Consider the following 19,198-nt stretch of genomic DNA (forward strand, 5'->3'; position numbering starts at 1 on the left):
CGGCCGAGGCGACACCCCGGACATGAGTCTCGTGCCCCAACCCGATCCAGCCGGGCTTCGCGCCCTTCCCGCCGTCGTCCCCTTCCTGGTCCGTCCGGGATGCCTGCCGGCCCGCGCCGAGCCGGCCGCCACCGGCCTCCCCCCCCTCGATGCGCTGCTCGGAGGCGGCTTCCCGCGGAGTCGGATCGCGGAGGTCGTCGGGCCGCGCGGCTCCGGACGCACGAGCCTGCTCCTCGCCACCGTGGGGGGCGCGACGGCCCGCGGCGCGCTGGCGGCGCTCGTGGACGCGACCGACGGCTTCGATCCCGCCTCGGCCGAGGCGCGAGGGGTGGGGCTCGACCGGCTCCTCTGGGTCCAGTGCGGCGGATCGATCCGGCGGGCGGTGCAGGCGGCCGACGTCATCGTGCGCGGCGGCGGATTCGACGTGGTGGTGGTGGACCTGGGCGACCTCCCGCCGGGGACCCTCGCCCGCGTGCCCGCGGTCGCGATCGTGCGCCTCCAGCGGGCGGTGGAGGGGACGCCGGCGGCGCTCGTCGTCTCCGGGTCCCGGCGCGTCGCGGGCAGCCTGGCGGCGGTCGCCGTCGCCCTGGCGCCGGCGCGCCCGCGCTGGGAGCGAGGCGGCCCCGGGCTCCTGACCGAGCTCGCCACCGAGGCGCGGCTCGTCCGCTCGCGCGAGCGCGCCCCCGGCGCTCTGGTCCGCGTGACGTGGCACGTGGCGGCGTGACCGGGTACGCGTGCCTCTGGGTTCCGCGCTTCGCCGCCGTGGCGCTCGTCCGGAGCGACCCGCGGCTCCGCGGCCAGCCGGTCGCGGCCATGACGGGGACCCCGGCCACCCGGAGCGTGCTCGACGTCACCCCCGAAGCGTGGGCGTGCGGCGTGCGGCCGGGGATGAGCGCGGGCGAGGCGGCCGCGCGCGCCCCCGGGCTCGTCTGCCGCGACCGGGATGACGCGGCCGAGCGCTCGGCGGCGGCGGCGCTCCTCGACGTGGCGCTCGCGACCTCGCCCCGCGTGGAGCGGGCCGCGCCCGATCGAGTCCACCTCGATCTCGCCGGAGTCACCCATCTCTTCGGGACCGAGGCGCGGCTCGGCGCGCGACTGGCGCGTATGGCCGCCGACCTCGACCTGCCGGCGCGCGTCGCCATCGCGGGGACCCGAACGGCCGCCGCCCTGGCCGCGCGCGCCACCTCCGGCGTCACCGTCGTCCCCCGGCACGGTGAGCCGGCGTTCCTGTCCCCGCTCTCGGTGGACCTGCTGGCGCCGTCGCCGGATCTGGGGGAGTGCCTCGAGCGGTGGGGGATCCGCACCCTCGGCCAGCTGGCGCGGCTGCCGACGGCGGCGCTGCTCGCCCGACTCGGGCTGCCGGGGACACGGCTCCAGGCCCTCGCTCGCGGCGCCGACGAGGCGCCGTTCGTCGCCCATGCGGCCCCCGAGCCGTGCGTCGAGGCTCTCGCCCTCGAGTGGGAGGTCGTCGCCTTCGAGGCCCTCGTCTTCGTGCTCCGGCGCCTCCTCGAGCGGCTGGTGGCTCGGCTGGCTCTGCGCGAGCTCGGCGCGACCGCGCTGATCCTGACCGCGGGACTGGCGAACGCGGGGGTGGAGACGCGGCGGCTCGGGCTCGTCGCCCCGGTCCGCGAGCTGCGGACACTCCTCGCCCTCCTGCGCGCCGACCTCGAAGGGTGGACACTCCCGGCCCCGATCGTCGCGCTCGCCCTCGAGGCCGAGACGGCGCCGCTCTGCGCCGTTCAGCCCGATCTCTTCGAGCCCAAGCGCCCGAGTCCCCACGAGCTGGCACAGACGCTCGGGCAGCTCTGCGCCCTCGTCGGGCGGGACCGGGTGGGCGCGCCCGTGCTCGGCGACACCCACCGGCCCACGGCGATCGGCCTGACGCCATTCGGGGGCACCGCCGAATCCCCGCCCCCCGCCACGCGGGCCAGTCTCGCCTGCCGCCGCTTCACTCCGCCGCTCCCCGCGGCCGTCGCGGTACGCGACAACCAGCCGCGTCGCGTTGCGGCGACCGGCCTCGAGGGGCCGGTGGTCGCCTGCGCAGGCCCCTGGCGGACTGTGGGCGAGTGGTGGACAGACACCGCGTGGTCGCGCGAGGAGTGGGACGTCGCGCTGCCGAACGGCGCCGTCTACCGCCTCGTCCTCGACCGCGCGACCGGTGGCTGGACTGTGGACGCCGTCTATGACTGAGTCAGTACCGCGGCCGGCATGACCACGCTGGTTCGGGCGGATCAGATCGAGCCGAGGATCCTGGTAGTCCGCGGCCAGAAGGTGATGCTGGACAGCGATCTGGCCCAGCTCTACGGCGTCGAGACGAAGGCCCTGAACCGGGCGGTAAAGCGGAATCGCGAGCGGTTTCCACAGGACTTCATGTTCCAGCTGACGCCGGAGGAGGCCGCAGACTTGAGGTACCAGAATGGCACCTCGAGTCTGCGGCCACAATCTGGCACCTCGGGTGGCTGGGGCGGGCGCCGCTACCTCCCCCATGTGTTTACCGAGCAGGGTGTGGCCATGCTCTCCAGCGTCCTTCGGAGCCGGCGCGCCGTGCTCGTCAACATCGAGATCATGCGCGCATTCGTTCGGCTTCGCGCCATGGCCGGCACGATCGCCGAGCTTCGCCGGAAACTAGACGGGCTGGAGAGAAGATACGACGCTCAATTCAAGGCGGTGTTCGATGCCATCCGGCAGTTGATGGAGCCACCGACTCCGGCCGAGAAGCGACGGATCGGCTTTCGCGTTGAGGATCGCGGATGACCGTGCCCGACCACGGCAAGCTGTTCCGGAGCCTGATGACGGCCTACGTCCCCGCGTGGGACCGGGTGCGAGGGCCGCGATTCGCGCGGGGATGCGGGCAGCGAACGCTGGCGCCTTAGAGGCATAGCCCACCAATTTCTCTTTTCCCCAGGAACGTCGGAGGCCGGGTACGGCTCATGCAAGTCAACAGGTGGCGAGGACGCGCGGGGGCTCGAAGTGGCAAAGGGAGGGTAAGCAACCGCCGGCAAGAAAGGAGGAACTCGCGCACTGGAACGCGCGCGACCCGGATGGTACTCGGGCCAAGATGTCGACTGCAGAAGACGAGGCGTGCGGGGATTCATACGGCGTCAGGCGAGGCCCGGCGCGGGCGGGCCCCCGAACGGAGCCTCGCATGACGCCCTACGTCGAGCTCCACGCCCAGAGCGCCTTCAGCTTCCTCGAGGCCGCCGCCTCGCCCGAGCGGCTCGCCGAGCAGGCGGCGGGGCTGGGGTACCCGGCCCTCGCGCTGCTCGATGCCGACGGCATCTACGGCGCGCCGCGCTTCTATCGGGCGGCGTCCGAGCTGGGGCTCCGCGCGCTGGTGGGCGCCGAGCTCACCCTCACCGGCGGCGCCCGGTTGCCGGTCCTGGTGGAGACCCCGGAGGGCTACCGGCGGCTGTGCCGCCTGCTGACGCGCGTGAAGCTGCGGGCCGCGAAGGGGAAGGCCCGGGCCACGCTCGACGACCTCGAGGGGGAGACTGCGGGGCTCGTCTGCCTGACCGGCGGCGCCGACGGCCCGCTGGCCGCCGACCTCCTGGCGGGCCGCCGCGACGCCGCCCGGGGCACTCTCGAGCGGCTCGCCCGGCTGTTCGGCCGCGAGCAGGTGTACGTGGAGCTCCAGCGACACGGGACGCGCGAGAGCGAGCTCCGGACGCGCCGCCTCGGTGAGTTGGCCCGCGACCGGCGCCCCCCCTGCGTGGCGACCAACGGCGTGCGGTACGCGATGCCGGGCGAGCGCGTGGTCCTCGACGTCTTCACCGCCCTCCGCTACCGGACGACGCTGGACGCCGCCGGACGCCGCCTCGAGCCGAACGTCGAGCGGTGGCTCAAGCCGCCGTCCGAGATGGCCCGGCTCTTCGCCGATCGGCCGGACGCGCTGGCCGAGACCGCCGAGCTGGCCGCCCGGTGCGCCTTCACGCTGAAGGATCTCGGCTATCGCTTCCCGGACTTCCCGGTCCCGGACGGAGGCTCGCCGATCGCCTACCTCCGGGCGCTGTCGGAGACCGGGGCGCGCGAGCGCTACCGGCGGGTCGGCGAGCGCGTCCGGCGTCAGCTCGATCGGGAGCTCGATCTCATCGAGAAGCTCGACCTGGCGGGCTACTTCCTGATCGTCTGGGACATCGTCCGCGAGTGCCGGGCGCGGGGCATCCTCGTGCAGGGCCGAGGCTCGGCGGCGAACAGCGCCGTGTGCTACAGCCTGGGCATCACCGCGGTCGACCCGGTCGGGATGGACCTCCTCTTCGAGCGCTTCCTCTCCGAGGAGCGTCACGAGTGGCCCGACATCGACCTCGATCTGCCTTCCGGGGACCGCCGCGAGGCGGTGATCCAGTACGTCTACCAGCGCTACGGGCAGACGGGCGCCGGGATGACGGCCAACGTCATCACCTACCGCCCTCGCCGGGCGGCCCGGGAGGTCGGCAAGGTGCTCGGCTTCCCGCTCGAGATCCTCGACCGGCTCTCGAAGCACGTGAGCGACTGGGAGTACCAGGATCCGGCCGACACCCCGGCCCGCCATCTCGCGCGGGTGGGACTCGACCCCGCCCATCCACGGGTCCGGCGCTTCGCGGAGGTGTGGGCGGCGGTCCAGGGGCTGCCGCGACACCTCGGCCAGCACTCGGGGGGCATGGTGCTCTGCGCCGGGCGTCTCGACGAGGTCGTGCCGCTCGAGACCGCCACCATGCCGGGCCGGGTGGTCGTCCAGTGGGACAAGGACGACTGCGCCGATATGGGGATCGTGAAGGTGGACCTCCTCGGGCTCGGGATGATGGCGGTCCTCGAGGACGCGCTGGTGCTCTGCCGCGAGGCCGGGCACGAGGTCGACCTTGCCCACCTCCCGCCGGACGATCCGCCCGTCTACGCGGCGCTCCAGGCGGCCGACACGGTCGGCGTCTTCCAGGTCGAGAGCCGAGCCCAGATGGCGACGCTCCCGCGGCTCCGGCCCGAGCGCTTCTACGACCTCGTGGTCGAGGTGGCCATCATCCGGCCGGGTCCGATCGTGGGCGACATGGTCCACCCCTACCTGGCCCGCCGGGCGGGACGGGCTCCGGTCAGCTATCCGCACCCCTCGCTCGAGCCGATCTTGAAGCGCACCCTCGGCGTGCCGCTCTTCCAGGAGCAGCTCCTCCGGATGGCCATGGTGGCCGCCGGCTTCACCGGTGGCGAGGCCGAGGAGCTGCGCCGGGCGCTGGGCTTCCGGCGCTCGGAGGCCCGGATGAAGGCGGTGGAGGCGAAGCTCCGGACCGGGATCGCGCGGAACGGGATCACCGGGGAGGCGGCCGAGGAGATCGTGCGGTCCATCACCTCGTTCGCCGAATATGGCTTCCCTGAGAGTCACGCCGCCAGCTTCGCGCTCCTCGCCTACGCGAGCGCCTACCTCAAGGTGCACTACCCGGCTCAGTTCTACGCCGCGCTCCTGAACAACCAGCCGATGGGCTTCTATCACCCGGCCACGCTCGTGAAGGACGCCCAGCGTCATGGCCAGGAAGTCCGCCCGGTCGACGCCACGCGCTCGGACTGGCTGTCGACGGTGGAGGACGGGGCGGTGCGGCTCGGGCTCATGACGGTCAAGGGCCTGCGCGAAGCAGCCGGCCGCCGGCTGGTGGCCGCGCGCCGCGAGCGGGCCTTCGATTCCGTGGACGACGTCGTCGCGCGGAGCACGCTCGCCCGGGACGAGCTCACCCGGCTCGCCGACATCGGCGCCCTCGAGTGTCTCGGGCTCACGCGGCGGGGGGCGCTGTGGGAGGCCGAGCGGGCCGCCCGGCCGCCGGGGCCGCTGTGGGTGGGCCACCGGCCGGCTCCGGACCCCTCGCCGCTCGCGGAGATGACGGTCGAGGAGCGCGTCGTGGCGGACTACCGCGGCACTGGCCTCACGGTCGGGCCGCATCCGATGGCGCTCCGCCGCGCCGAGCTCCGGCGCCTCGGGGTGACCGCGGCTGCCGGCCTGGCCGGAGTCCCCGACGGCGAGCCGGTCCGCATCGCGGGAGGCGTCATCGTCCGCCAACGCCCGGGCACCGCCAAGGGCTTCGTCTTCCTCTCGCTCGAGGACGAGACGGGGATCGCCAACGCAATCGTCCGTCCCGCGATCTTCGAGCGGGACCGCGCGGCGATCGTCCACGAAGCCTTCCTGCTGGTCGAAGGGATGCTGCAGCACCAGGAGGGCGTCACGTCCGTCCGGGCGACCGCCGTGCGGCCGCTTCCCCCATTCCCGGCCGCCGTTCCCTCCCACGACTTTCACTAGGTCATTTCGGGGGGGGCTCGGAAGACCCCCCCGATGCCCCCCCGGCGTGGCGGCGGCAAAGCCGTCGCTCGGAGCACTCCTCGATGAACCGCGCGCTCGGTGGTCGGCGCCGGATTACTCCGACAGACTCCTGGCGCGCGCTGCGCGCCCGGCGTGATCCCGGTCCCTCGGCGGCCCCGCGGCGGCATTGACGTCTCGGAGGGGCGCCGGGTAGACTGACGCTCGAGGCTCGCGGGAGGCCCCAGGGCGCCGTACCGCGAGCCGCGGCGCGGCGTTTTTCGTGGCACGGAGGAGGACTCCGATGACCAGGCGCGTGCTCGTCGCCCTCCTGGCCCTGGCGATGCTCGGCGGGCTCGTGACGTCGGCGCCGCCCGCCGGGGCGCAGGCCCCGAAGTCGCTCCACCTCGTGCTGACGCCGTCCCAGAAGCCGACCGACCTCCTGGCGGCCGGCGAGGAATTCGGCGCGGCCCTCGCCAAGCTGGTCGGCATCCCGGTCCGGGTGACGGTCGCCTCGGACTACGCGGCGGTCGTCGAGGCGCTCCGCAACAAGACGGCAGACCTCGCGTTCGTGCACCCGGCCGGCTACGTGCTGGCCAACCGGGAAGCCAAGGCGATGATCGTCGCGCAGGACCGCTGGCATGGCAACACCTCCTACCGGTCGCGCATCTACGTCCGGAAGGAATCGGGGCTCAAGTCGCTCGAGGAGCTCCGGGGCAAGACGATCGCCTTCGTGGACCCCGCCAGCACGTCGGGATACGTCTGGCCGATGCTCCTCCTGATCAAGCGGGGCCTGGTCCAGAACCGTGACCCGAAGAGCTTCTTCAAGGAGGCCGTGTTCTCGGGCTCCCACGACGCCGGCCTCCAGGCGCTCCTCAAGGGCCACGTGGATGCGCTGGCCTCGTTCGACCAGGCCCGCGAGCAGTACCTGAAGGACCCGGCGGAGCGCGAGCGCCTCAGCTGGGTGGCCGAGACCGATCCCATCCCGGAGGGCGGCATCTGCGCGCGGGACGGCCTGGATCCGGCCGTCGTCGCCAAGGTGCGGGCGTCGCTCGTGGCGATGCGCGGAGCGGAGTACGAGCCGCTCCTGAAGAAGCTCTACGACATCGACGGCTTCGAGCCGGTCGACGACCGCGTGTACGAGCCGGTGCGGGCGGCGATGGATCTGGTCGGCTGGCGCCCGAAGCGCTGAAGGCTCGCGACCGATACCCGTCGCCCCCAGTCGTCCTCCGCCGGGCCCCGCCTCGTCGATGATCGAGGTCGAGGGCCTCCGCGTCGTCCTCCCTCCGGACACCCTCGCGCTCTATGGCGTGGACGTGTCGGTGGCGCCCGGTGAGTTCGTCATGATCATCGGCCGGAGCGGCGCCGGCAAGACCACCTTCCTGCGCTCGATCAACCGCCTGGTCGAGCCCACCGCCGGCGTCATCCGGGTGGCCGGTCAGGCGGTGACCGGCGCCGAGCCGGCCGAGCTGCGCCGCGTTCGCCGCCAGATCGGGATGATCTTCCAGCAGTTCAACCTGATCCGCCGCGCCTCCGTCCTCACCAACGTCCTGGCCGGTCGGCTCGGGTACGTCCCGGTCGGTCCGAGCCTCCTCGGTCGCTTCCCGGCCCGCGACCGGGCCATGGCCCTCGAATGCCTGGCCCAGGTCGGCCTGGCCGACCTGGCGGACCGCCGGGCGGACTCGCTCTCGGGCGGCGAGCAGCAGCGGGTGGCCATCGCCCGCGCACTGGCCCAGGCTCCGGGGGTGATCCTGGGCGACGAGCCGACGGCGAGCCTCGATCCGCAGCTCACCGGCAGCATCATGGGGATCCTCCAGCGGATCAACCGGGAGCGTCGCCTCACGCTCGTCGTCAGCCAGCACCAGCTCGCGACGGCCCTCGAGTTCGGCACCCGCATCGTCGGCTTCCGGGCAGGGCGGATCTGCTTCGACGGACCCCCGGCGAAGGTGACTCCGGGCGTCGTGGAGGCGATCTACGGCGAGGAGTCTCCGGAGTGAGCCGGTGGCAGGCGTCGATCCTGGCCGGGGCGGCGGTCCTGGTCGCCCTGGCCTGGGACACCGGGGCGGACCCGATCCGCTTCGTGCGCGGGATGCCCTGGATGGCGGACTTCGTGCGGCGGTCGCTGCCGCCGGACTTTTCGGTTCTGGTGCCCGCGCTGGAGGGCGCGTGGCGGACGCTGGAGATCGCGCTCCTTGGCACGGCGGTGGCAGCCGCCCTCGCCGTGCCGCTCGGGTTCCTGTCGGCGCGCAATGTGGCGCCGCCGTCCGCCTTCTATCCGGCCCGGGCGGCGCTGAACTTCTTCCGCAGCATCGACACCCTGGTCTACGCCCTGCTCTTCGTGGCCGCGGTGGGGCTCGGCCCCTTTCCCGGGGTCCTGGCGGTCGTCGCATACACCACCACGTCGCTCGCCAAGCTCTACTCGGAGACCATCGAAGGCATCGATCCCGGCCCGGTGGACGCCATCACCGCGACCGGGGCCAGCCGCCTCCAGGTGCTCCGCTTCGCCGTGCTCCCCCAGGTCCTGCCGCTCTTCCTCTCGTACGTCCTCTACCGGCTCGAGTCGAACATCCGCGCGGCCACCGTGCTGGGATTCGTGGGGGCGGGCGGGATCGGGTTCTACCTCCAGACCTACCTCCGGATGATCGACTATCCGGCGGCCTCGACGGTGCTCCTGGTCACCGTCGTCATGGTGATGGTGGTCGACTTCGCGAGCTCGCGGCTGCGAGCCCGGCTGGTCTGACGGGCCCGGCTACCCAGCGGTCCGCGCGAGCACGGGCGCCCGCCGGCGGCGGCGCGACGGGGCCGCCACCTCGCGCACCGCCGCTCGCAGGGCCTGGAGGAAGGCGAGCGCTTCCACGCTCAGGGTCCGGTGGCGGGGGTGGATCACGTCGAGGCTCCGACTCAGCGGCTCGGCGCCCGCGATCTCGACCGCCACCAACGTCGCCCGGCGGATCTCCTGGGCGACCGCCAGGTGGGGGAGGAAAGCCAGCCCGAGCCCCCGCTCGACCATCTTCTTCGCGGTCTCGATCGTCTCCACTTCGAGGACGACGTTGGGGACGAGGCCGGCCCGGCGGAACAGCCCGTGGGTCAGGGTCCAATCGCTCGAACCCCGGTCGAAGAAGATGAGCGGTCGATCCGCCACCTCTTCCAGACGCGCGCGCCGCCCGCGCACGAGGCGATGCGCCCGATCCTGCACCAGGACGAGTGGATCGTCGCCCAGGCTCAGCGTTTCGACGGCGGGATGCTGGAGCGACCGGGCCAGGCCGATCTCCACCTCGCCGTGGAGGACCATCTCCAGCACCTCCTTGGAGTGGCCGGATCGGACCGTCATCATCACGCTCGGGTGCGCGGCCTGGAACCGCTTGAGCACCGCCGGCAGGAGGTACGTGCAGATGGAAAGGGCGGCGCCGATCTGGAGCGCGCCGCCGCTGGCCGGCCGCAGCTCGTGGACGGCCTGGCGGGCCAGCGCGACGGCGTGCAAGAGCTGCTCGGCGTGCGGCCGGAGCGCGCGCCCGGCCGGGGACAGACCGAGCCCGCCGCGGGTGCGCTCGAAGAGTGAGACGCCCAGCGACGTCTCCAGCGCCCGGATCCGGGCGCTCACGGCCGGCTGACTGATCCGGAGCGCGGTCGCCGCCCGGCGGAAGCCGCCGAACGTCCCCACGGCCAGGAAGGTTTCGACCTGATCGATCTCCACGGCGCGACTCGTGGCCCGGGCCCATTATACGGACCGGCCGCCGACCGCGCAAAATTTGCCGATCAGATTTCCTGATCGCTTCGATAAAGACAATCATCTTGCCCGTCACCCCCATTCACCGGCACAGTGCTAATAGAAGCCCGGGTGCCGCCCGGAGCGGACCCGGCCAGGAGGTCCTCCATGAACGAGCGATGCTGGTGCGGTGATCCCCTGCGACACGCCTACGAGAGCTGGACGTGCGCCCGATGCCGACGTCCCTGCTGCCCGGCGTGCGCCGAACTCGACGAGATCGCGCCGACGTGCGTGGCGTGCCGGGAGCCCGGCCGCGGAGCGGAGGCCGCCGCCTGACGGCAACTCGGCCTGAGGTGGCGCGCCCGAACGCGGGAACGGTCCGGGGTCCATTCAACTGGTCCGCGCCGAAGGGAGACGGGATCCATGGAGAGCAAGGGCAAGGCGTTCCGCGAGCTCCTGCGGGAGGAGCCGCACGTGTTCACCGGCGGCATCTACTCACCGCTCGACGCGCAGATCGCCGAACGGGTCGGGATGAAGGCGATCTACATGAGCGGCTACTCGGTGGCCATGCTGAACGGGTGGCCGGACATGGGGTTCCTCACGATGACCGAGATGACCCGGACGGCCTCGATGATCGCCAGCGCCGTCGCCATCCCGATCATCGCCGACGCCGACGATGGCTACGGATCGGCGCTCAACACCATGCGAACCGTCGCCGAGTTCGTGAAGACGGGTGTGGCCGGCATCCATCTGGAGGACCAGCAGTACCCGAAACGCTGCGGGCACATCGCCGGGAAGACGGTCGTGTCGCGCCCGGAGGCGATCGGGAAGTTCCGGGCCGCGGTGGCCGAGCGTGATCGCCTGGATCGCGACTTCGTGCTGATCGCGCGGACCGATGCCTACGGGGCGGTCGGCGGGAGCATGGAAGAGGCGATCGCGCGGAGTCGCGCGTACGCCGACGTGGGGGTGGATCTCGTCTGGTGCGAGCTCTCGAAGTCGGAGCGCCGGCCGGCCGAGGTCTTCGCCGAGGCCATGCGGAAGAGTCATCCCGATCTGCCGCTGGCGTTCAACTACTCCTCCTCGTTCAAGTGGCACGCGGACCCCGCTCCCCTGACGTTCCGGGAGTTGGGCGAGCTCGGCTATAAGTTCATCTTCATCACGCTGTTCGGTGCCCACGCGGCGATGTATGGCGTCTGGAACGCCATGGAGGACCTGGTCAAGAACCAGGAGGCCGCCCAGTGGTCGCTCGAGAAGTTGAAGAGCGGGCACCCGACCGAGAGCCACCACGTCATGGCCCGGGTCGCGCACTTCCAGGAGATCGAGCGCCGCTTCGTGCCGGGGGCCGCCGACCGCCACCAGGCGTCCGCCGGCTTCGGCGAGGGCGGGCACTAGGTCATTTTCGGGGGAAGCCTCGGGGAACCCCCTGAGGCCCCCGGTGCCGTCGCCTGCGCCAGCGGCGCCTGGGCTTCCTCCCAGGCGCCGGTCCGGCGTATGCTGAGGATGGCGGTTCCCGATCCGGCTAAGACGCCGTCCCGCGACGGCTGACCGTAATCCCCTTCCGCAGGTAGGCCCGTTAGGAACGAGCTGAGGAGGCCGAGGCGATGATCCGCGAGGACATTCTCCAGAAGTTCCCCGAGCTCTTCGGGACCAAGACGGTGAACGGCCGAGAAGTCAACGTCGAACAGGCGATTGCCACACTCACCGGAGAGCTCGGTCCCGAGATCGCCGCGGCCCTCACCGCGCGCCGGGCGCTCCTGCAGTCCCCCGCGCCGGTCCGCGAGAAATATGCCTGGCCCAAGTGGGACGACACGTTCGAGGATCCCGTCACGGGGCGGTTCTGGACGTTTCGCCAGATCGTCCAGGGCCTGATCGACAACGCTCTCGGTCGGGACAGCGAGTGGCGCTGGCGGCTCAACGACGAGGTGCCCATCCCGCCGGGCGCCCACCCGTTGACGAATCCCGGCCTGGAGCTGACCGGGCCGTGGCATCCGCTGGACATGGCCTTCAACGCGTTGAACAGCCCGGCGCCCATGAACATGCCGGACTTCGAGGACGCCTCCCCGCCCCATTTTCAGCCCGATGGCACACCCACGAATCAGCCGGTGGGGATCTTCGCAGCCATGCAGAACGCCAAAGAGATTTTCGAGGGCCGCTGGGCCGGCCGCCCCTACGAGGTGGTGAAGAAAGGCCAAGCGCGCGCGTACACGATCAAAACGTCCCCGGCGCAGTGGCCGACCCGGTTTGCGCGGCCTCCCGGCATCCACGTGCGGTACGACCACGTTCGGGTCGACGGCCACCCGGTGCCCGGGGTGATTCCCATCACCCTCCTCTGGGCCCTCAACAACTATGGGTCTCTCACCCAGGCTGGCACCGGCGTGTATTTCTACATCCCGAAGATCCAGACCCCCCGGGAAGCCCTCGTCGTGGAGAAGCTCCTGGCGCGGCTGGAAGGCATGATCGGTGTCCAGCCCGGCACCATCAAGATCAAAGTCCTCTACGAGGAGGGGAATGCGGGCCGGTTCTTGCCGGCGATCGCCTGGGTCTTGCGGCGCCGGCTCCTCGGGACGAACGTCGGCCGCTGGGACTACCTGGCCAGTCTCATCGAGATGTGGAAGGACGACCCGCACGGCGTCTTTCCGGATCCGCAGTCGATCGGCATGGCCTCCCCGAACATGATCGCGTATCAGCGGTATAACGCGCTGGTGATGCTCATGGCCGGCATGAAGAGCGGCGAGCTCAGCCACGGGGCCCCCATCGGCGGGATGGCGGCAGTCATGATCTACCCACCCACCGACCCCTATGGCCGCTCGAAGTACAACCCCCTGGCCCTGCGGGCGATGGTCATCGACAAGCTGCGCGAGCGCCTGTTGGGTCTCGTGTTCATGCCCGAGGAGCCGCTGCCCGCCGGTCAGCCCCCCACCCTCGAGGACATCTTGGCCGGCCGAGTGAAGGGTCGGCTGTATGATGCCTATCGGCAGAGCTGGGTCGCCAGCCCGGAACCGACTTACGTCGCCGCTGGCAATGCCCCGTTGCGGGCTCCCGTGGCGGAGCTCCAGGGGATCCTCGATGCGTCGCCAGAGACGGTGGACGTGAAAGGCCACCCGGTGCCGACGGTGGCCAGTGGGCTGGTTGACGCGGAGCGGCTCCTGCTGCAGTCCCGCGGCTTGTTGAACCCGAAGGGCGCGATCACGCCCTGGGTCATCACCAAGGACATGTTCAGCACGCCGGAGAACCTCTTCACGCCAGAACTGTGGGACAGCATCTACGGGGTGCCGAAGGGTGAGATCACCATCGAGCACATTCAACACGCGTTCTACATGGCGGCGAACTATGGCTTCCAGATTCTCAATGGGAACTTCGCGGCCGCCATCGACGACTACGAGCTGTTCCTGCGGTTCATGAATGACCTCGCCACTTACCGGATCGATGTGTCCTGGCTGTGGAGCCTCGTGCATCACGAGGCCGCCATCACCAAGGCCGGCTCCCTCAAACGGCCCGCGCTGACCGAGGATGGGGTCGTGCCGGCGGTGAACGCTTTCCAGGTCAAGGCCGGGACCCGCTTCACCAAGGAGCTGTTCGAGAAGCTGTGGGACTACCACAACGAATGGACGGCGGCATTCTTCGCCGAGCTGGACCACCGCGGCGATCCCGGCCGCTTCGACCGCGCCAAGGCGCCCCTCATCATGGAGCTCTTGAAGCGGCAGCTCTCGTCGCCCCGCTACATCCAGCACAGCGCCCGCGTGCTCTTCGTCGTGGGGCAGGCGAACGAGCCGGAGCGCGCGCAGATCCTCGAGGCGATCTTCGACCTCTCCCGCGAGGAGATCGTCAAGCGCATTCACGCCGGCACCCTGAACACGATCGCGCTGGGCGCTCACGACTATATCTATGACATCTTTCCGGGCATCGAAGGAGACGAGCGCCCGGCGGTGAGATCAGAGACCTTGGCCTCCGCCAGAACGTGAGGTGGGCATCCCGTCGTCGTCAAGCCCGCGCACCCCCGGGCAACCCCGACGCGCCCCCGCGCTCTGGACATGGCAGGGCTATCTGGCCGGGCGTATGCTGGGAGGGGAAGTCTCTTATGCGGGCGCCCAAGCTCAGCGACGACCAGCTTCAGGAGATGTATCACGCCCTCCGCCTTTCCCGGGCCTTCGAGGAGCGGCTCTCCCTGCTCCACCGGCAGGGGAAGATCCTGGGGGGCATCTACTCGGGGATCGGCCAGGAAGCGATCACCGTCGGCAGCGCCTACGGGCTGCGCCGCGAGGACTTCATCAGCCCGCTTCACCGCGACCTGGGCGCCTTGCTCGTCAAAGGGGTGCCGCCGGGCGTCCTCATGGCCCAGGTCTTCGGCAAGCGCGACGGGCTCTCGCGCGGCAAGGACTCCTACCTCCACTCGGGTGATACCTCGCTCGGCGTCTATGGCAACACGTCGATGCTCGGCTCGAATCTGCCGGTGGCGTGCGGCCTCGCCTATGGTTTCAAGCTGCGCAGCCAGGACCACGTCGTGGTCGCCTACTTCGGCGAGGGCGCCGCGAACTACGGCGACGTGCACGAGGCGATGAACTTCGCCGCCATCCAGCGGCTCGGGATCGTCTTCGTCTGCGAGAACAACCTCTACGCCTACTCCACGCCGTTCGAGAAGGCTTTCGCCATCCCCGAGGTCTCGGTGCGCGCTCAGGCGTACGGCTTCCCGGGCGTCGACGTGTATGGCAACGACCTCCTCCGCGTCTACGCCGCCACCCAGCGGGCCATCGCGCGGGCGCGGGCCGGCGAGGGCCCGACCCTGATCGAGTGCAAGACCTTTCGGTGGCACGGCCACTCCGAGCACGACAAGGCGTCGTACCGGACCGAGGAGGAGCTCCTGGAGTGGAAGGCCCGCGACCCGATCCCCCAGTTCGAGCGCTATCTCACCGAGAAGCGGCTCCTGAACGACGCGAGCCGGGATGAGATGACGGCCCGCGTGGAGCGCGAGATCGACGAGGCCGTCGCGTTCGCCGAGTCGAGCCCCTGGCCCGAGGGGCCGGAGGCACTCGAGGACATCTATGCCCCCTGAGGCCGGCCGCTCTACCGACGAGGTGACCTATCTCGAGGCCATCCGCCAGGCCCTGTGGGAGGAGATGGAGCGGGACGAGGCGGTCTTCTGCCTCGGCGAAGACATCGGCGCCTACGGCGGCGCCTTCCAGATCACCAAGGGCTTCGTGGAGCGGTTCGGCGAGGCCCGCACCCTCGATACGCCCATCTCCGAGTCGTGCATCGTCGGGGTGGCGACCGGGGCCGCCCTGATCGGCTTCCGGCCCGTCGCCGAGATGCAGTTCGGCGACTTCATCGCGTGCGGGTTCGACCAGGTGGTCAACCAGGCGGCCACGCTGCGCTACCGCTACGGCGGCCGGCAGACGGTGCCGATCGTCATCCGCTGCCCGTGCGGGGCCGGCGTCCACGGCGGGCTCTACCACTCGCAGCAGCCAGAGGCCTGGTTCGTCCACCGTCCGGGGCTCAAGGTCGTCGCGCCGGCGACGCCCTACGACGCCAAGGGTCTCCTCAAGGCGGCGATCCGCGACGACAACCCGGTCCTCTACTTCGAGCACAAGGGGCTCTACCGACGGATCAAGGGCCCCGTCGGCGACGCCGAGACCGTGGTGCCCCTCGGCGTCGCCGACATCAAGCGCCCCGGCGACGCCCTCACCGTGGTGACCTACGGCGCGATGGTGCACCCGTGCCTCGAGGCGGCGGCCCGGCTGGCCGACGCCGAGAGCGTGGAGGCCGAGGTCCTCGATCTCCGGACGCTGGCCCCGCTCGACCGGGAGGCCATCCTGACGTCGGTCCGCAAGACCTCCAAGGTCGCCATCGTCCACGAGGCGTCGCGGACGTGCGGCGTCGGGGCCGAGGTCGCGGCGTTCGTCGCCGAGGAGGCGTTCGAGGACCTCGATGGGCCGATCGTGCGCGTCACGACGCCCGACGTCCACCTGGCGCCCTTCAGCCCGCCGCTCGAGGAGTACGTCCTGCCCAACACGGAGAAGATCTTCGCCGCCCTGCGGAAGCTGGCGGCGTATTGAGAGCCGTGGAGGAGCCGATGCGGGACGTGGCCGTGCGAGGACGACGGGAAGCAGCGGGCGGCTGGTGGGGGGGGTTGGGGGGAAGCGGCAGCAGGCGCTCCCGCCCCAAGCTGAACTGAGGCCGCAGTGGCCACGACCGTCCTCATGCCGCACATGGGCGAGTCCATCGTGGAGGGCAAGGTGCTCCGGTGGGTCCGCCGCGAAGGCCAGGCCGTGCAGAAGAACGAGACCATCGCGGAAGTCGAGACGGACAAGGCCGACGTCGAGATCCCGGCGCCCACCGACGGCGTGCTGGCCAAGATCCTCGTGCCCGAGGGCGCGACCGCCGCGGTCGGCGCCGAGCTGGCGGTGATCGAGCCGGCGGGCGCGGCGGAGGTCCGAACGGCCGAGCCGCCGCGGCCGGCGCCGGCCGCCCGGCGGCCCGCCGCGCCCGAGGCCGCTGAGCCCGAGGCCGCTGAGCCCGCGGCCGCCGCCCCCGCCCGCCCGGCCGCGCCCGCGCCGCGACCCGTCCCGGCCCGGCCGGCCGAGGCCGCGCGACCACCGCACGCGACGCCGGACGAGGGCGAGCCGGCCCCGACCGGGCGGCGGGTGATCAGCCCGGTCGTGGCCAAGCTCATGGAGCAGCACGAGCTGACGCTGGCCGACCTGGAGCGGGTCGAGGGCAGCGGGCTCGGGGGGCGCGTGACGAAGCAGGACCTGCTGGCCCATCTCGAACGCCGCCAGGCGCGTGCCGCCGCGCCCGAGCGGCCGCCGCCGGACAGCCGCGCCCGTGTCGGGCCCGAGCCGCGACCAGCGCCGGCGGGGCCGGCCCGGCCGGCCCCGGCGGAAGCCCGGCCGTCGGGCGCGACCGAGGACGAGCCGGTCGAGGTCGTCCCGCTGGAGGGCCTTCGCAAGGCGATCGCCGAGCACATGGTCGCCTCGGTGCGCACGGCGCCGCACGTCACCACGGTGGCCGAGGTCGACGTGACCGAGCTGGTCCGCTTCCGCGCGTATTACAAGGCCCGCTTCGAGAGCGAGGTGGGGGCCCCGCTCACCTATCTGCCGTTCATCGTGCGGGCGCTGCTGGCCGGGCTCCGGGCCTTTCCCATGCTCAACAGCTCGCTGGAGGGCGAGCGCATCCTGGTCCGCCGCTACTACCACATCGGCGTGGCGGTGGCCGCCCCGGAAGGGCTCCTGGTCCCGGTCCTCCGGCACGCCGACCGACTCTCGGTGCGGGAGCTGGCGCGGGCGATCCACGACCTCGTGGAGCGGGCCCGGGTGCGGAGGCTCCGACCCGAGGAGCTGGGCGGGGGGACGTTCAGCGTGACCAACCCGGGGGTCTTCGGCGGGGTCCTCTCGACCCCGATCATCCACCAGCCTCAGGCAGCCATCCTGGGCGTCCAGGCGATCCGCACGCAGCCGGCCGTCCGCGACGGCCAGATCGTGCCGCGGGAGCTCATGTACCTCTGTCTCTCCTACGACCACCGCATCGTGGACGGCGCCACGGCCGTCCAGTTCCTTCAGCATCTCCGAGCCGATCTCGAGCATCCGCTGGCGCTCTTGATCTGACCGGCGACGGTCCCGGCCGGGCGGGGGATTTCCGGCCCCACCGGACTTGTGCTAAAGAGGGGCTGTGCCGTGGCTGGTGGTGCACGAAGAGGGCGAAGCCCCGCGGGTCCTGGAGATCGTGCGGCCGCCGTTTCGGATCGGCCGCCGGGCGGGCAACGACCTGATCCTGGCTGACGCGGGGGTCTCCCGCGCGCACAGTCTGATCGACCGCTATGGCCAGGGCTGGCACCTCGTCGACCTCGGCGGGGCGAACGGCACCTACCTGAACGGCCGGCGGCTCGCCACGAACCAGACCGAGCGGCTCCACCCGGGGGACGAAATCGGGGTGGGCGGGGTCAGCATCCACTTCTTCGAGAAGCCGCCGGACACCGCCCTGGTCGCTCCGCCGCCGTCCGACGAGACCACCGACCGGACGCGGGTCACGCTCTCGCGCGCCCCCGACTTCGTCCGGTCACTCGACCAGGTCGCGCTCCCGCGGAGCGTCGAGTACTTCACGGTCCTCCACGAGCTGGCCAAGCTCCTGCTGGCCGCCCGCGAGCTGCGGGAGATCGGTCAGACGGCCCTGGACCTGCTCTTCCGCGTGTTGCCGGTCGAGCGCGCAGCGATCGCGCTCTCCACTCCGGATGGTTCGCTGGCCACCCTGGTGGAGCGCACGCAAAAGGGCAACGCCCAGGTGGCGATCAGCCACACGATCAGCAGCTGGGTTCTGCGGGAGCGGGTCGCCGTCATCACGTCCGACGCCCGCCACGATCCCCGGTTCCAGCGGGGCGAGAGCATCCACGTGTACAACGTCCGCTCCGCGATGTGCGTGCCGCTCTGGTCGGCCACGGATACCCTGGGGGTGCTCTACCTGGACAACCTCTTCGACGCCCACGCTTTCACCGAGGAGGAGCTCGAGCTGGTGACCGCGGTCGCCAACCAGGTGGCGATCGGCATGCGCCAGATCCGTCTCGTCGAGCAGATCCGCGACGAGGCGATCATCCGCGCGAACCTCTCCGGCTACCATTCCCCCGACGTGGTCGAGATGATCCTGCGGCACTCCCGCCAGGGCCGGAGCCTGGGGATCGAGGTCACCGAAGAGGTCGTGACCGTCCTCTTCGGCGACATCTGCGGCTTCACTCCGCTGTCCGAGCGGCTCTCGGCCGCCGAGCTGGCGGCCCTCCTCAACGTGTTCTTCGACCGGATGACGCGGGCGATTTTCGACTTCAAGGGCTCCGTCAACAAGTACATCGGCGACGCCATCATGGCGATCTTCGGGGCCCCGCTCCCGATGGGGAACCACGCCGAGCAGGCCGTGGGGGCGGCCCTCCGCATGCAGGCGGAGGCCCGGGCCGTCCAGGAGACGCTCCCGGCCGACCGTCGCTTCCAGGTGCGGATCGGCGTCAATACCGGCCGGGTGGTCGTCGGCAACATCGGCTCGCCCCAGCGCATGGAGTTCACGGTGCTGGGCGACACCGTGAACGTGGCCCAGCGGCTCGAGTCCATCTGCGAGCCCGGCCGGGTGTTCGTCGGCGAGGAAACCTACCTCGAGACGCGCGAGCTCTTCCGCTATCGGGGCCTCGGGGAGGTGGCGCTCAAGGGCAAGCAGCAGCACACGCGCGCCTACGAAGTCCTCGCCTGACCCGGGGCGCCTCGCCCGCAGGCCGG

Annotated in this window: 15 protein-coding genes; 14 read left to right on the forward strand and 1 reads right to left on the reverse strand. The window is 71.5% G+C overall.

All coding sequences use genetic code 11. From position 1 onward, the window contains the following. The 8 genes from VGW35_11320 to phnE all read left to right on the forward strand — a co-directional run. A partial coding sequence (locus VGW35_11320) for a hypothetical protein (GenBank protein HEV8308248.1) occupies positions 1–724 on the forward strand: 724 nt, incomplete at its 5' end. After that, positions 721–2,190, forward strand: a complete 1,470-nt coding sequence (locus tag VGW35_11325; GenBank protein HEV8308249.1) for a DNA polymerase Y family protein — start codon at positions 721–723, stop codon at positions 2,188–2,190. The genes VGW35_11320 and VGW35_11325, both read left to right, overlap by 4 nt. 18 nt (positions 2,191–2,208) lie before the next feature. After that, entirely contained in the window at positions 2,209–2,754 is a 546-nt protein-coding gene (locus VGW35_11330) for an ORF6N domain-containing protein (GenBank protein ID HEV8308250.1), read from the forward strand. Continuing rightward, positions 2,751–2,873 carry a hypothetical protein gene (locus VGW35_11335; GenBank protein HEV8308251.1) on the forward strand — a complete coding sequence of 41 codons (123 nt, stop codon included), beginning with the start codon at positions 2,751–2,753 and terminating at the stop codon, positions 2,871–2,873. The genes VGW35_11330 and VGW35_11335 overlap by 4 nt, the downstream gene beginning before the upstream one ends. A 272-nt stretch (positions 2,874–3,145) precedes the next feature. Then, entirely contained in the window at positions 3,146–6,250 is a 3,105-nt protein-coding gene (locus tag VGW35_11340; protein ID HEV8308252.1) for an error-prone DNA polymerase, read from the forward strand. Positions 6,251–6,551: 301 nt separating this feature from the next. Beyond that, the gene (locus VGW35_11345) at positions 6,552–7,439 is read left to right on the forward strand and encodes a phosphate/phosphite/phosphonate ABC transporter substrate-binding protein (protein HEV8308253.1); all 888 of its coding nucleotides are present in this window, start codon (positions 6,552–6,554) and stop codon (positions 7,437–7,439) included. Between the two features lie 58 nt (positions 7,440–7,497). After that, the gene (gene phnC, locus VGW35_11350; GenBank protein ID HEV8308254.1) at positions 7,498–8,244 is read left to right on the forward strand and encodes a phosphonate ABC transporter ATP-binding protein; all 747 of its coding nucleotides are present in this window, start codon (positions 7,498–7,500) and stop codon (positions 8,242–8,244) included. Then, on the forward strand, positions 8,241–8,987 hold the full coding sequence (gene phnE, locus VGW35_11355; GenBank protein HEV8308255.1) for a phosphonate ABC transporter, permease protein PhnE: 747 nt from the start codon (positions 8,241–8,243) through the stop codon (positions 8,985–8,987). Before phnC ends, phnE begins: the two co-directional genes overlap by 4 nt. A gap of 9 nt (positions 8,988–8,996) precedes the next feature. Here phnE and VGW35_11360 read toward each other — a convergent pair whose 3' ends face one another. Continuing rightward, positions 8,997–9,941: a LysR substrate-binding domain-containing protein gene (locus VGW35_11360; protein ID HEV8308256.1), complete on the reverse strand. Its 945-nt coding sequence runs from the start codon at positions 9,939–9,941 to the stop codon at positions 8,997–8,999. 435 nt (positions 9,942–10,376) lie between these two features. Here VGW35_11360 and VGW35_11365 point away from each other — a divergent pair, with 435 nt between their 5' ends. From VGW35_11365 to VGW35_11390, 6 genes are all read left to right on the forward strand, one after another. Next, complete coding sequence (locus tag VGW35_11365) at positions 10,377–11,345, forward strand: isocitrate lyase/PEP mutase family protein (GenBank protein HEV8308257.1); 969 nt, start codon at positions 10,377–10,379, stop codon at positions 11,343–11,345. A 209-nt stretch (positions 11,346–11,554) separates the two neighbouring features. Then, positions 11,555–13,915 carry a malate synthase gene (locus VGW35_11370; protein ID HEV8308258.1) on the forward strand — a complete coding sequence of 787 codons (2,361 nt, stop codon included), beginning with the start codon at positions 11,555–11,557 and terminating at the stop codon, positions 13,913–13,915. A gap of 116 nt (positions 13,916–14,031) precedes the next feature. Next, entirely contained in the window at positions 14,032–15,003 is a 972-nt protein-coding gene (locus tag VGW35_11375) for a thiamine pyrophosphate-dependent dehydrogenase E1 component subunit alpha (protein ID HEV8308259.1), read from the forward strand. Continuing rightward, positions 14,993–16,003 carry an alpha-ketoacid dehydrogenase subunit beta gene (locus VGW35_11380; protein ID HEV8308260.1) on the forward strand — a complete coding sequence of 337 codons (1,011 nt, stop codon included), beginning with the start codon at positions 14,993–14,995 and terminating at the stop codon, positions 16,001–16,003. The genes VGW35_11375 and VGW35_11380 overlap by 11 nt, the downstream gene beginning before the upstream one ends. Positions 16,004–16,129: 126 nt before the next feature. Then, the gene (locus VGW35_11385; protein HEV8308261.1) at positions 16,130–17,551 is read left to right on the forward strand and encodes a dihydrolipoamide acetyltransferase family protein; all 1,422 of its coding nucleotides are present in this window, start codon (positions 16,130–16,132) and stop codon (positions 17,549–17,551) included. A 64-nt stretch (positions 17,552–17,615) separates the two neighbouring features. Next, positions 17,616–19,172 carry an adenylate/guanylate cyclase domain-containing protein gene (locus VGW35_11390; GenBank protein ID HEV8308262.1) on the forward strand — a complete coding sequence of 519 codons (1,557 nt, stop codon included), beginning with the start codon at positions 17,616–17,618 and terminating at the stop codon, positions 19,170–19,172. Positions 19,173–19,198: the final 26 nt, after the last annotated feature.

The organism is Candidatus Methylomirabilota bacterium, assembly GCA_036005065.1.
GTDB lineage: Bacteria > Methylomirabilota > Methylomirabilia > Rokubacteriales > DASRDR01 > DASYQW01.

Coding starts and splice junctions, on each gene's coding strand:
- VGW35_11365 (HEV8308257.1), top strand. CDS start 10,377: ATGGAGAGCAAGGGCAAGGCGTTCCGCGAGCTCCTGCGGGAGGAGCCG.
- VGW35_11335 (HEV8308251.1), top strand. CDS start 2,751: ATGACCGTGCCCGACCACGGCAAGCTGTTCCGGAGCCTGATGACGGCC.
- VGW35_11380 (HEV8308260.1), top strand. CDS start 14,993: ATGCCCCCTGAGGCCGGCCGCTCTACCGACGAGGTGACCTATCTCGAG.
- VGW35_11375 (HEV8308259.1), top strand. CDS start 14,032: ATGCGGGCGCCCAAGCTCAGCGACGACCAGCTTCAGGAGATGTATCAC.
- phnC (HEV8308254.1), top strand. CDS start 7,498: ATGATCGAGGTCGAGGGCCTCCGCGTCGTCCTCCCTCCGGACACCCTC.
- VGW35_11330 (HEV8308250.1), top strand. CDS start 2,209: ATGACCACGCTGGTTCGGGCGGATCAGATCGAGCCGAGGATCCTGGTA.
- VGW35_11340 (HEV8308252.1), top strand. CDS start 3,146: ATGACGCCCTACGTCGAGCTCCACGCCCAGAGCGCCTTCAGCTTCCTC.
- VGW35_11345 (HEV8308253.1), top strand. CDS start 6,552: ATGACCAGGCGCGTGCTCGTCGCCCTCCTGGCCCTGGCGATGCTCGGC.
- VGW35_11370 (HEV8308258.1), top strand. CDS start 11,555: ATGATCCGCGAGGACATTCTCCAGAAGTTCCCCGAGCTCTTCGGGACC.